Source organism: Streptomyces sp. NPDC104371, from assembly GCF_055583785.1.
The window spans coordinates 35,381-50,008 of sequence record NZ_JBVJNF010000008.1; the positions used below are offsets into that span (position 1 = coordinate 35,381).

At 72.8% G+C, this 14,628-nt stretch carries 3 protein-coding genes; all 3 read right to left on the reverse strand.

Features of this window, described 5'->3' with window-relative positions; translation table 11 throughout:
- Positions 1 to 123 precede the first annotated feature (123 nt).
- Entirely contained in the window at positions 124 to 6,771 is a 6,648-nt protein-coding gene (locus tag ACZ60T_RS24050; RefSeq protein WP_469667740.1) for a beta-ketoacyl synthase N-terminal-like domain-containing protein, read from the reverse strand.
- A gap of 65 nt (positions 6,772 to 6,836) precedes the next feature.
- The gene (locus ACZ60T_RS24055; RefSeq protein ID WP_469667741.1) at positions 6,837 to 13,013 is read right to left on the reverse strand and encodes an SDR family NAD(P)-dependent oxidoreductase; all 6,177 of its coding nucleotides are present in this window, start codon (positions 13,011 to 13,013) and stop codon (positions 6,837 to 6,839) included.
- Positions 13,010 to 14,593 carry a PfaD family polyunsaturated fatty acid/polyketide biosynthesis protein gene (locus ACZ60T_RS24060; protein WP_469667742.1) on the reverse strand — a complete coding sequence of 528 codons (1,584 nt, stop codon included), beginning with the start codon at positions 14,591 to 14,593 and terminating at the stop codon, positions 13,010 to 13,012. Before ACZ60T_RS24060 ends, ACZ60T_RS24055 begins: the two co-directional genes overlap by 4 nt.
- Between the last annotated feature and the right edge of the window lie 35 nt (positions 14,594 to 14,628).

The following is a 14,628-nucleotide window of genomic DNA, read 5'->3' on the forward strand; positions in this document are numbered from 1 at the left end:
TGAAGACGGCGAGCCTCGATCACCTGAGCCGGACGACACTGCGTGTCGCGCCGGGCATCAGATGACCGAGGCTCGCCGTCCGGCCACTGCCGTACGGTCGGCGCGGGCGTCCAGGGCCTCGCGTCACCGAGTGGATGACGGCCCAGGAGCCGTGCCGGACACCACGCGCATGCCCAGACCGCGTACGCGGTAGATGCAGGTGTCGTCGCCCCACAGTGTCGCGTCCGCCCTCGCGTAGGGGCCCCGCGTGTCCGTGCCGGTCTCCACGATGTCCATGTCCACCCGGATCAGCCGGTTGGCCGGGGTGATCTGGCCGCGGTACGTCCAGGTCGTCTCGTGGTCGGGCAGCACCGGTTCGAAGCGGGGGTGGGGGATGCCGTTCGCCGCGCCGCGTTCGAGCAGGTGGTACTGGAGCAGTTGACACATGGCCTCGACGCCCAACGACCCCGGCTGCACGGGGTCTTGGAAGAAGTGGGCCCGGAAGAACCACTCGCCCGGGACCACGTCCTTCTCCGAGCGCAGCCGCCCGAGCCCCTTGCTGCCTCCGGTCGGCCAGTAGCCGGTGATCCGGTCGAGCATCAGCAGCATCGGGCCCGGCAAGCGGGGTTCCCCGGCGCAGTAGCGAGCGGGTCGGGCGGTCAGATCGACCAGACGGTCACCGGGCTCGTCGAGACGGGTCCGGTCCTCGGCCGACACCGGGAGGCCCTGCTGCTGGGCGAAGGCCGACGGCGGGAAGTAGCCGAAGGCCGTGGAGAGTTCGAAGACCGGCACATCGTCGGCCGTGCAGCGCACCCGGAACGACTCGATGATCATGTCTCCGCTGTGGGACACGCGGGTCAGTTCGGCGTGGGTGCGGACCGTGCGCGTCGCCGGAGTGACCTCACCGGTGACCGTCCCCGATCCGTCGAGGTTGCGGAACAGCAGATCCTTGTCGGTGGTCAACGCGCTGCCCACGTACGAGGCCAGCCACCCGCAGGGTTGCAGCGCGATCTCCATCAGGACGGCGAACGGCATCGCGTGGCCGCCGCTCTGCTCGAAGTACCAAGCCCGCGCGGGGACTTCGTACTCGGCCACGACACGGCTGCCCTCCCGCATACCCCCTTGCGGACCGACCACCGAGACGATCCGGCTCATGAAGTGGTAGGGAGGTCCGGGCAGTCGCGCGACCTTGCGGGTGCCGTCGAAGGGCTCGTACGCGGTGCCGAACGCCTCACTCGGTCTGCCCCAGGCGCACGCCAGCAACGAGGCGTAGCCGAAGGGGAGTTCATCGGCCGCCGTCGCCACCGGCTGCTCCTCGCGGTGCCCGGCCAGCCCGCCGAGCAAGGGGAGCGGCACCGGGGTACCGCTGCTCTGTACGACGGGCGGGCCCGAGCGTCGCCAGTGCGACAGGGGCCAGTCGGGCACCAGTCGCAGCGCCACGTCCCGCCCCAGGAACGCGTGCATCCCGTCCACCGAGCCCAGCACATCGGCGTACAGCGTCGGCACCGGCCCGGCCGAGACACCGCGCACGAACACCTCGTAGACGACCCGTCGGCCGGTCGGTGTCGCCTGGCCCCGGCACATCGTCTTGCAGGGACGGCCGTCGACGGGCTCGAAACGCCAGCCGTCCCGGTCCACGGTGAAGCCCATGGCCGCCAGGTAGAACGCCATCGCCTGCAGACCGCCCTGGAGCATCAACGTGCCCGGCATACAAGGGTCGTTCTTGAAGTGCCCCGCGAAGAACCAGTCGTCCGGCGACAGCGGCGTCTCGGCCCGTAGATAGCCGCGCCCCCATGGCCCTCCGGTCGGGTCGAACTCGGTCACCTCGTGGACCAGTCGCAGCCTGCCGTCGTCGAGCCGCGGTGAGCGGACGTGGGCCGCTGTCGCCTCCCAGCCGGGGCCGAAGCAGTCCGCGGGACGCCCCTGCGCCATGGCCCGCACCCGGTCCGCGTCGAAGCGGGTCCGTTCGCAGCGCACGGTGGGCGGGTCGAGCGGCAGGTCGTCGCCCGGCACCCGCTCGGCGGGATCCCACCGCACACCGCCGCTGCCCGCCAGCTCCTTCGGGGTGAAGAACCCGGCCTGGCCCTCGCGCACACTGAGCCGGAGTTCACCGTCCACGTAGCAGTCGTAGTGGAAGAACGACAGCCGTACGCCGTCGTGTTCCGCGTGGCCGTCGACATGGATCTCATAGCGCAGGATGTCACCCGCTTCCGGCGGGCTGCCGTGGTACGTCACTTCGCAGCCGAGCAGCCGGTACGCGCGCTCGCCCCGGTTGAGGAGGTCCACGCCCAGCCAACTGAGCAGAAGCAGATCCGCCTGGCCCGCCTCGATCAGCAGTCCGGCGGGCATCCGTCCGGTGGAGTCCAGATACCAACTGTCGGGCAGGACATCGGTCTCCGTCCAGATCGTCCCGTCGGTGCGCACCGGGCCGGGCAGGGTGAGCGCCGCGGGCACGGCGTCGATGCCGGTGACCCGGTCCGCGAGCAGCATCGGCGGCTCGGGCATCCGGGTCTGCACCGCGTACGCGTCCTGCTCGGCGAACCGCGGGCCGAACAGCGTGGAGATCTCCCGGGAGGCAAGGTGCTCCAACTGGGCGCGGTCGAACTTCGGCCCCGGCCTTGGGAGTTCGGTCCCCGGCGGGGGAGCGGGCAGGGACGCCGGGCGGGGCACGGACGGTACGAGGGACGGTGGCGGCGGTCCGGCGGACGGACGCGCCGGAACCGTCCGCGTACGGCCCGCGGACTTGCTCAGCGCCAGGACGGCGAGCGCGGACGTCCGCAGGAACCGCTGGTGGGCCTCGGCGTGCCCGGCCATGATCTCTTGGTGCAGCGCGGCGACCCGTCGGCTCTGCCGGAGGACCGCGGCACGGGCGCCCGTCGACTGCGGCTCCCGCCCGTCCGGTTCTTTCGGCCTGACGTCCGGCAGGGGGTACGGTCCCCCGGCCGGTGAGTCGGGGCGGCCGGGCTCCCGGTCCGGTACCGGCGCCAACTCCGGGGCCCGAGGCAGGGATACCAAGGTCGGCTCCAGCGGCGGCAGACACGGGGGCGCGGGTACGGGCACGGTGATGGTGGGTCCGGGACGCGGGACCTCGGTGGCGGCTTGCGCGAGCCGGGTGAACAGTGCGTCGGTGTGTAACGGCACGCCCGCGACGACGAGTTCGGCCACCGCCAGGCAGGGCTGCCGCAGCCCGGTGTCGTCCGGGGCGTCGAGTGCGACGGCCACATGGTCCCGGTCGCCGAGTACGCGCTTGATCCAGCCGGTGCACAGCTTGCGCGGCCCGTGCTCCACGAAGACCCGGACACCGTCGGCCCACGCCTGCTCGACCGTGGCCGCGAAGTCGATCGTGTTCAGCCCCTGCGCGGTGAGCGCCTCGGCCGCCCGCTCGGTCGTCGGCCGGTACGTCTGGCCGGTGGCCCCGCTGTAGAACCGCACACCGGGCACATCGACCGTGGGGTGGCGGTGGGCCTCCCGCCACACCTCCTGGATCTCCGCCAACTCCGGGGCGTGCGCAGCCAGTTCGTAGTCGAGCTGAATCGTGCGGTCCGTGCCGAGCCGGGCCACGACCGCCGCGCACGCGCGGGACTCGCCGCCGATGACGCAGACGCCGGGCGCGTTCACCGCCATCAGATGGACGGCCACCTCGGTGGCGAGTGCGGCGCGGACCGCCTCCAAGGGTGCAGTGACCAGGTAGCTCGACCAGCGGTGGCCCTGGACACCCTGACGCTCCCAGTGGCGCCGAACCGCCCTGAGTTCACCGGTGAGTTCGGTCGTGAACAGCCCGCTGTCCCGGGTGGCCTCCCACAGCCCGGCGGCGTCCGGCCAGGCCCCCAGCGCCACCAAGGCGGCCGACTCGCCGGAGGAGTAGCCGAGCGCGGCGTCCGGCCGGAGGCCGAGCACCTCGCGGGTGAACACGGTGTGGAAGAGCGCGAGTTCGGCGGCGGCCCAGATCTGGTCGAGCACTCCGCGATCGGCCCGCGACCTCAACCGCGCGCCGATCATGGCGTGTCGGGCGCGGACGGCCTCGCCGAGCGACGGCAGAGCGAGCATCAGCTCATGACCCATCCCCGGATACGCGGCCGAGCCGTTGGTGTACACGAACGCGGTCTGCCCCGCGATCGGCCTGTCCCGGTACCGCACATCGGGCGGACGGGTCCCGCCCTCGGCCAGCCAGCGGCGAGCGGCCTCCATCCGGTCCGGCAGCGCGTCGTCGTCAGCGACGAGAGCGAGCAGGGCCGGACCGGCGTCGAGCCCTGTGCCCGACCGAGCACCGGACTCCAGCGCGGCCAGGACCTCCCGGCGGTCGGCACCGGAGAAGACGTGCAGGCGTGGAGCGGGGCCGCGCAGCCAGGGCCGGGCGTCTCCCGCCCGTAGGCGGACACTGGCAGTGGGCCCCTCCAGTGACGTCACCGCCGCCTTCGCCGTATGCGCGACGGCCAAGGTGTCCGCGGGGCCGCCCGGACGCGGCACCGCGCGGTGCTGGAGCGAGAGCGCCGCGACCGCGACGGAGACCAGCCCGTACGCCGCGTGGGCGCGCCCGAAGGCCGACGCCGGATCGAACACCGTGTCCGGGCCGTCCCCGATGATCATGTCGGGCGCACCGTCGCTGTCACCGTCCTCGTCGAGGAGGGCGACGACGGTGTCGCCGTCCCTGCGCGCGGAGTCAAGGGACTTGAGGACCAGGACGACAGCGGCGTCCCCCGGTTCGTCCTCGCGCCCGAGCTGGTGCAGGGCGGCCCGATGCACCGCCTCGCAGGACAGGTCGGTGGCACCGACGAGCGCGGCGTCGACCTCGCCCGACCGGACCGCGCGGGCCGCGAGTTCCAGCGCCACCAGGCCGGACGCCTCCTCCGCCGAGACCGCGAACCCCGGCCCGGCCAGGTCGAGTTGGGTACTGATCCGGTTCGCCACGAGGTTCGGCAGCGTACCCACCACCGCATCCGCGGTCATCGGTGGCACGAACGCGTCCCGGGCGAGGCCCGCCGACGCCTCTGTGACCAGGAGCCCGGCCTGCTCCAGCCAGTGAGGGGCCCGCCAGCGGGCGCCCGCTCGGGCCACCTCCGGGTCCACCCCCATGCCGATGACCACCATGGTCCGCTCCCGTGGCAGGGACACCGGCCGTACGGCCTCCCGGGCGGCCTCCAGCACCAGGAGCTGATGGCGAACCGTTCGCTCCAGGGCCAGGGGCGGGAAGCACAGGTCCCTCAACTCCACGGCGATCTCCCGGGCCGGGCCGCGCCGTTCACCGCCCAGTACCGCCCGCCGGAAGTCCTCGGTACAGGTCCCGTCGCCGACGCGGGCACCAAGGGCGACGATCGCCACAGGAGGACGACCGTCCGCCGTGTTCTCCGTATCCGACGTATCCGACGCATCCGGCACTCGGGCCGGGGTGGGCACGGCGGCGGCCGGACGGATCGGTCGCGATACGGCGGCGGGCGGGCGGATCGGTCGCGGTACGGCGGGTCCTACCGGGTCGTCGTCCGGAAGGTCCACCACCAGATGGGCGTTGGTCCCGCCGAACCCGAACGCGCTCACCGCCGCCCGGCGCGGCCCCGACCACGGTTCCGGCGCGGTCAGCACCCGCAACGGCGTGCCCGCCAGTGCCTCCGACGGCCGCCCCGCGCCGAGCGTCGCCGGACGGACCCCCGCGCGCAGCGCGCCGAGCACCTTCAGCAGCCCGGCCACCCCCGCCGACGCCAGCAGATGCCCGACGTTCGACTTCACCGAACCGATGGGCACATCGTCACCGGCCCCGAAGACCCGGGCCATGCCGCGCGCCTCCACCGCGTCCCCGAGCGGCGTCCCCGTCGCATGGCACTCGACGAGCGACACGGTCTCGGGCGCGATGCCCGCCATGTCGTACGCCAGGCGCATGGCTCGGACCTGACCCTCCTCCGAGGGACTGATCAGCCCGGTGCCGCGCCCGTCATTGGACAGCCCGATACCGCGCATCACGCCGAGCACGGGCAGCCCGGCGGTACGGGCCTCGGACAGCCGCATCAGGGCGACGAACCCGGCGCCCTCTCCGTGCACGAGTCCGTCCGCGTCCCGGTGGAAGGGGCGGCTGCGCCCCGTACGGCTCGTCGCGGACAGCCCGCAGAACCCCACGTGCAGATAGAGAGGGTCCGCCCGGCTGACCGCACCGGCCACCATCAGATCCGCCGTGCCGTCGTGCAGTCGGTCGCACGCCAGCTTGATCGCATACAGCGACGACGCGCAGGCGGCGTCGAGCGACCACGCGCCCGCGCCCAACCCGAGGGCGCGGGCCGCGAGTTCGGCGGGCAGCCCCGACGAGAAGCGGTTGCGGGCGTCGGGCCGCTCCCGGCGCTCTCCCGTCAGCAACGCGTCGCGAATCGGGGGCTGTTGGGCGGACAGCCAGACGTGCTCGGCGAAGGCCGCCCCCGTGGGCGTCGGATACGACAGGTTCCCCAGCACCAACCCCGCGCGCGGCAGCGGGCCTTCGCGTCCCGCCTCCGTGAGCGCCTGCCGGACGCCGTACAGGACCCAGTGGAAGAGCGGGTCCAGTGACAGGATCCGCTCCGGGGCGATCCGGAAGCCACCCGGGTCGAAGACGGACTCGAACCCCCTTACGTACCCGCCGACATCGGTCCAGGTGCGGTCGAGGTGGTCCGCCACCGAGCCCATGGCCCAGTGGCGCGGCAGCCGCCACCGGCCCTCCGGGACGGCCGACAGACTGAGGCGGCCCGCGGCGATGTTGTCCCAGAACGTGTCCGGATCGAGCGCGTCGGGCAGCACACAGCCCCGGCCGACGACGGCGATCGGTTCGAATTCCATGCAGGTCTCACTTCAACAGCGGGGGCGGGACTGGGGAAGGCCGGGGCTCGGAAAGGAGAGGGGGTTCATGAGGGGCGGCGGACGAGTTCAACGCCGAGCAGTTCCAGACGGACCGCCCCGTCGGCATCGATCAGCGCCGCGTCGCAGCGCGCCCCCGTGCTGTGCACCCTCCGACCGCGCAGCACACACCGCACCGTGCCGTCCACCGGGCCGCCCCGGTGCACCCGGCACTCCGCGACGGCCATCGGCAGCGTCGCCGCGCCCAGCTCCTCCTGCGCCCAGACCAGGGCGAGTTGGAGCGCGCCGTCCACGGCGGCCGGGTCGAGCGGCCAGTGCTCACCCGGCCACTCCAGGGCGCGCACGCCCGCGACGATCGCCTCGGCTCCGTGCGCCGAAACACCTTGCAGCGAGCGGACGCAGTGGAAGCGAGGGCCGTGGAAGAGGCTCTCCCCGTCGTACAACTCGCCGCGACCCAGCGGCTTGAGACCCTCCGGACTGCCCCACCCCGCCGGATCCGGTTCCTCGGCCCCGGCATCCAGCACGACCCGGAAGTGCGCCACCCCGCTCTCTCCCCGCAGTTCCGCCTCCAGCCCCGACGGCGAACCGGCCGCGCCCCGGCTGCCGTGCACCGTCAACCGATGGCCAGGTCCGGCCAGTTCGGGCAGCGCGTACTTCTGGTACACCCGCAGGTCGCGCAGGACGAGGGAGTCGACGCCCGGCAGCCAGGCGGTGGCCGCACCCGCGAACCAGTTCAGCACCATCGCCACGGGCAGTACGGGAACCCCGGTGATCGTATGGTCGGCCAACTGCGGTGCGCTGTCCGCCCGGACGAGCACCTGCGCCGGACGCGGATCACCGGCCGGGGACAGGGCCGCCGGATCGTCCCCGGCCACCAGGACGACACGCGCCTCACCGGCCGCGCCGTCCAACTCGGCCGTGAACGCGGCGGCCCCTTGCTCCAGGGGGATCAGCGGGACTCCGGACCGGCCGAAGTGCCCGACCAGAGCGGGTGTGACCATGCCGCCGCGCCACGGACCCCAAGCGACGCACCGCACCAGGCAGTTGGGGCGGCGGGCCTGTTCGGCGGACGCCACCTGGCCGAGGATCTCGTTCGCCATGGCGTAGTCGCTCTGCCCCGCGTTGCCGAACACGGCGGCCACCGAGGAGAACAGGCAGAGCACCTCCAGCGGATCGTCCGCCGTCGCGGCCAACAGCGCGCGCAGACCGTCCACCTTGGTGGACATCACATACTCGACCTGCTCCTCGGTCTTGTCGGCGAGCCACTTGTCGGCCAGCACTCCCGCACCGTGCACGATGCCGGTGACCGGCCCCCACACCTCCCGTACCTCACACAGCGCGGCGGCGACGGCGTCACTGTCGCGGACGTCCACCGGCACATACCGGACAGGGGACCCGGCCTCCTCCAGCGCCGCCAGCGTCGCGCGCACCTCGCGCGCGGCCAGGATCTCCCGGGCCCGTGCCGCGATCCGGGCGGGCGAGGAGTCCGCCGTGTGCGCCGTGTGCGCCGCGTTCGTGGCGTCCGCGGCGGAACGCTCGGCGAGCAGGCGGGTGAGGGCCGGTTCGTCGGTGGCCGACGCGAGCCCCTCGGGCTCGGGAGCCGGTGCCGTCCGGCCGAGCAGCACGATGCGCGGACGGTGGGTCCTCGCCAGATCCAGCAGCGCGGCGGCGGTCACCCCGCGAGCCCCTCCCGTGGCCACGATCACGGACTCCGAGGTGATCCGCCGGGTGTCATCGGGAACCACGGGCGCGGGTACCACCCGCGGGGTGGTGCGGGTCCCGTCCGCCCGGAGACCCACCTCCGGGTCGGGGCCCCCTTCGAACAGCTCTCGCACGATGGCCTCGGCGACCTCCTCGTCGTCGCGGGCGCCGCGCTCGCAGTCGATGGCCTTGACCGAGGCGCCCGGCCATTCCTTCGCGGCGGTCCTGGTCAGACCGGCGACGCCGCCCAGCCACGCCCGATCGGGGGCGTGGCCACCGAGCCCGAAGTCGCCTCCGGTGTCCTGCACGGTCACGAACAGCCCGCCCCGCTCGGCCACTTGGGCCGCCATGGTGCGCGCCGCGCGGAACACCGAGCGGTGGACCTCCCGCGCGTCGTCCGGCCCGTTGCCCCCGGTCAGCCCGCCGAGATGGACGACGGCACGCGCGTCCTCGGGTACCTCCGTCACGGCGGTGGCGTCCACGCCGCGCTCCGTCAGCTTCAGCGCGACGAGTTCGGTGACAGCGGAGCGGCCGACGCCTCCGTCCGTCACCACGAGCGGTCCGTCCAGAAGCCGTGCCGTCGCGAGGCCGGCCGCGGGTGACTCCACGGCGCGCGGCACCAGCCTCGTCAGCGCCTTGTCCGGCTCGGACTCGGTGCGCATGGCGGGGATCTTCGCGACGGCTTGGGGCCGGGCCATGGCCGGGGAGCCCTGGGTCGGGGAGAACGGAGTACGGGAATCAGGCGTACTAGAGTCTGCTGTACGGGAGTTCGGCTCAGGGGCCCCGGGCGGGTTGCCGGTCGTCGTGAGCGCCTCGACGATCTCACGCAGCGTGCGGAGCTTGCCGAGTTCCCCGACGTCTCCCGTCGCCAGGTCGCCCACGCGGCGGCGTACGGCCGACAGGATCTCGACACGCTTGATCGAGTCGACCCCCAGATCCGCCTCCAACTCCATGTCCACGGTGAGCATCTCCGCCGGGTAGCCGGTGAGTTGGGCCACCACGGAGAGGAGGAGGTCCTCCAGCTCGGGTGCCGACAGTTGCGGCGCCGACGGTTCGGGGGTCGGTAGCGGCGTGGCCTCGGCGGCCTTGGCTGGGGGGACTACAGGGGCGGCTACCGAGGTCCGCTGCTCGACGGCGACCGTCGGGGCCGACGCCACGGGTGCCGAGGCCTGGCGCGGTTCCGAAGGGCGGGGGAGCGGCAGCGGGGTCACGGGAGTCGGGGCGTCGGGTACATCGCCGACGGCCCGCACGCCGAGCATCGCGGCCAGGGTGGTCTCGGTCATCCGCAGGAAGGCCAAGTGGCTGTCGGTCAGCATGCGTTGACAGGCCGCGTGGGCCTCGGCGGTCTGCCGCTGAACGCTCTCCACCGCGGCGTACCACTCGGCGCCGAGGGCGGCCCCGGGCTCGGTGTCGTACACGGACACGGACTCGGTCTCGTACGCGGACACGGCATCGTACGGTGACGCGGCGTCGTACGCCGACGCCTCCGGAGCAGGGGGATTCGAGGGCATAGGAACCGCCGGGATGTCGGACGCGGGTGCGGGCTGCGGATGGGTGTGTTCCGGCCGGCGCCCCAGCACAGGGGCAGGCAACAGAGGTTCGGCTTCGGCGACTTCGGCGGGTTCGTCGCAAGACGGGTAGAGCTGACCGTAGTTGGCTCCGCTGATCTTCACGGTCATCCGGGGCGCGCGCTCCTTGGCTGGGGGTTCGGGCGAGCCGTACGGCGCCCAGAGGGGATCGAAGTCGAACGGGACACCGCGTACGGCGAGTTCGCCGAGCGCGGTGTGCAGGGTGTTGACCCCGGACCGGTCCGCCCGGTCCAGGGAGACGGCCGCGTGCGCGCGGTCACCGAGGATCTGCCCGACGAGGCCGGTCAACGCCGCGCCCGCGCCGACCTCGACGAAGGTTCGCACCCCCGCCGCGTACATCGCCTCGATCTGGTCCTGGAAGAGCACCGGCGAGGCCAACTGGTCGGCGATCCGGCGGCGTACGGCGTCGGGTGAGGACGGGTACGGTGTCGCGTCCGCGTTGCCGTACACCTCGATCCGGGGTCCCGCGACCGGGACCGTGCGCAGGAACGCGGCGAGCGGCTCAGCGGCCGGGGCGACCAGCGGGCTGTGGAACGCGGTCGACGTGGTCAGCCGGTGGGTGCCGACACCCTCCGCCGTGAACGCCCGCTCGGCACGCGCGACCGCCTCCGTCGTACCCGAAAGCACCACTTGAAGAGGCGAGTTGAGGTTGGCCGACCAGATGTCGCCGAACGCGCCCTCGGCCAGCACCGCCGCCACGTGCGCGCGGTCCGCCGCGACGGCCAGCATCGTGCCCGGTACGACGGCCGCGTCCCGCATCAACTCACCGCGCGTGCGGGCCAGCGAGACCAACGTGTCGGCTTCCAGGGCACCCGCGCAGTGCAGCGCCACCAACTCACCGAAGCTGTGGCCCGCCACGCAGTCCGGCCGCAGCCCCAGCTCCCGCAGTACCTCCAACAGCGCCAGCGCGTGCACCGCGAGCGCGGGCTGCGCCCACTCGGTGGCGGCCAACTGGGCTGCTTGGAACGCGCGTTCATCGTCGGTGAAGGCGGGCGGTGGGAACACCACCCGGTGCAGGGGCCGCCCGTCGAACCGGGTACCGCCCAGCCGGTCCCACACGGCCTGGGCGGCCGGTGCCAGCATCGCGAGGTCGGCGCCCATCCCGACGTACTGGGACCCCTGGCCCGGAAACAGGAAGGCGAGACGGCCGACCGCCGGGTCCTCACAGGCGTACCGGACGCCGTTCGGGGTCGCGAACGCGGTGCCGGGCCGCTGCCGGATCAGCGCGAGCGCCTGCGCGTACTTCTCCCGCAGATCCGCGAAGTCCGTGGCGACGACGGCCAGTCGCAGCGGGTCGGTGGGCGAGAACGCGCTCTGGCTCTCCCGGGCGAGCGCGGCCAGCGGACGGTCGCCGCTCGCATCCGGCAACACCAGGTCGGCCGGTGACGCGCCGCTGAACAGGACGAGTTCGCTCGGCGCCGAGCGATGGCGGGGCGGCACCCGCGCCGAGGTGCCCGAAGGCACGTACTCCTCCAACGTGACATGGAAGTTGCTGCCCCCGAAGCCGAAGCTAGACACCGATGCGCGGCGCGGATGACCGGCGGGCCGCACCCATGGCCGGGTCTCGGTGTTGACGTAGAACGGGCCGTCCGGGGCAGCCGCCGCCGGGACCGGTCGGCCGACCTTGATGGTCGGCGGCAGCACCTGGTGATGCAGTGCCATGACCGCCTTGAGCAGCCCCGCCGCCCCCGCCGCGCACTTGGTATGCCCGATCTGCGACTTGACCGAGCCGACCGCGCACCACTGTCCGTCGGGCCCGTCGTACCCGCCGCTCCGGTCCTGCCCGTCCTTCCGGTCCTGCCCGTCCTGCCTGTCCGTAGGTTCCGATGCCTCGAACACCTCGCGGAGCGCCTGGAGTTCGGCCGCGTCCCCGGCCTTCGTGCCGGTCCCGTGCGCCTCGATCAGCTCGACGGTCCGTGGACTGTAGCCCGCTTGCTCGTAGGCGCGCCGCAGAGCCCGTGCCTGACCGCCCGGAAGTGGCGCGTAGATCGCCGTACTCCTGCCGTCGGACGAGGCGCCGATGCCCCGGATCACCGCATGGATCCGGTCGCCGTCCCGCTCCGCGTCGGACAGTCGCTTCAGGGCGTACATGACGACCGCTTCACCGAGCATGGTGCCGTCCGCCGCGTCCGAGAACGGACGGCAGTCACCGGTGGGGGAGAGTGCGGGTGTCTTGGAGAAGCACAGGAACATGCCGATGTCGTTCCCGGTGTCCACACCGCCGCTGATCACCAAGTCGGTCCGGCCGAGCGACAGTTCACCGACCGCCGTGGACAGGGCCGCAAGCGAGCTGGCACAGGCTGCGTCGGTCGTGTGGTTGATGCCGTGCAGATCGAACCGGTTGGCGATCCGGCCCGCGACGACATTGCCGAGCAGACCCGGGAAGGTCGACTCCTGCCAGGGACTGAAGTGCGCCGCGATCCGGTCGCACACGGCCCGCACCTCGGCCTCGGGCAGACCGCTCTCCCGCAACGCCTTGACCCACAACGGGCGTTGGGTGCGTCCGTACATGTGCGGGAGCAGTTCCAGGGCAGCCGCGCCGAGTACGACACCGACCCGGTCCCGGTCCACGCCCGACAGACCACCGGCGTCGGTCAACACCTGGTCGGCGACCAGCAGGGCCAGCAGTTGGGAGGTGTCCGTCGCCGACAGGTTGGCGGGCGGGACGCCGTAGGCCAACGGGTCGAAGTCCACTTCCGGCAGGAACGCGCCTCGGCGGGCGTACGTCTTGTCGGGCGCGGCCGGGTCAGGGTCGTAGTGGTCGGCAACCAGCCAGCGGGAGGAAGGCACTTCGGTGATCAGATCGCGGCCGCCGGTCACGATCCGCCAGTAACCGGCCGCGTTTGTCGCGCCCGGTACGAGAGCACCGACGCCGATCACGGCGACGGGCACCTGCGCGGCTGTTGACGCCTGCGCGGCGCCGGGGCCGCTCATGCCAGCCCGCACGGGGTGTAGGTGAAGGCTTCGGTCGGCAACGGCACTCCATAGGTGCGTAGTTGATGGGCGCGGGTGAGCATCGCGGCGCCTTCGAGCAGGTTGAGGGCGATCTGCGTCACGGACCGGTTCGCCGGTTCGGCCAGGAACGTGCCCGCGACCCAGCGGTTGAACGAGCCCATCGCGGGCCCGCACCAGATCTGGTAGTCGGTACGCCGGGACGCCTCCCCGGTGATCGCCCACCGGCTCGAACTGCCCAGGTACCAGCGGAAGACCAACGCCATACGGTGCTTCGGATCGGCCTCCGCGCGCGCGATCTCCGAGGGGTCGCGCCGCTCCCAGAACGCGCGCGTGCGCTGCCAGATCTCGTCGAACGAGGCGCGCAGGACGTCCCGTTCGAGCGTGGCGCGCGAGGCGGGCGGGATCTCCTCCAGCGCGCCGTGCGTCCGGTACGCCGCGTACAGTCTGCCCGCCCGCTGGGCGAACATCGTTCCTCGGGACAGCACTTGCAGCGTGACCCCCAACTCGAACATGTCCGCTGCCGGTGCCATGGCCACATCGGCGACATCCGCCTCGCAGAGCATCGCCTTGGCCTCGTCCGACAACCCCGCCTCGACGGCCGTCTGGTGCACCGATCCGACGACCACGTAGGAGGCACCGAGGGCGAACGCGGCGGCCACCGCGTCCGGTGTGCCCAGACCACCCGCCGCGCCGATCCTGACCGGTCGCGGGTAGCCGAACCGACGGCACAACGCGTCCCGCAGCAGGACGATCCTCGGCAGCAGGGCGGACAACGGCCGGTTGTCGGTGTGACCTCCGCTGTCGGCCTCCACGGTGATGTCCTCGGCCACCGGCACCAGGGCCGCAAGACGGGCCTCCTCCGCGGTCAGCTTCCGTTCGGCGACGAGCCGGTCCAACAGCGCGGCCGGGGCGGGGGAGAGGAACCTCTCGGCCACCTCCGGACGGGACACCTTGGCGAGGATCCGCGTGCGCCGGACGATCGCGCCGTCGCCGTCACGGCGCAGCCCTCGGGCCGAGCACAGCACCACGGCCGGGGTCAGCTCCATGAACGCCGACGCCGAGATCCGGGGCACACCGCAGCGCAGCAGCAGCTCGGCGACGCCGAACTCCAGGGAGGGTTCGGCGGGTGAATGGATGAGGTTCACGCCCCAGTTGGGGCGGGACCGCAACTCCCGGGCCAGCGTGTGCACGGCCCGCTCCACCTCGGTGTACGCGAGGCCTCCGGCGCCGAAGAACCCGAGCATCTCCGCCTGGGCCATCGCGGACACCATCCGGGTGGTGGCGATGCCGTTCGCCATCTCGCCCGCTACGTAAGGGAATCGGACGCCGTGTGCCTCGCAGAAGGTCCGCCCGCCGAGCCACTCCGGGTAGAGCGGCGGCAGCGTACCGAGCACCGGTCCTTCGGGTACGGGACCGATGGCGAGCCCCAGTTCACGGCCGGTCGGGCCGCTGACGACATGGACGGGTTCCCGGATCCGTCGGGCGAGGGCGGCGATGTCCCCGAGGGAGAAGACCGGCGGAGACGCGACGGGTGCGTCAGGGGAGGACAGGACGGGCATGGAAGGGCTCCAGCGGGAAGGGAGGTCTGGCGGGC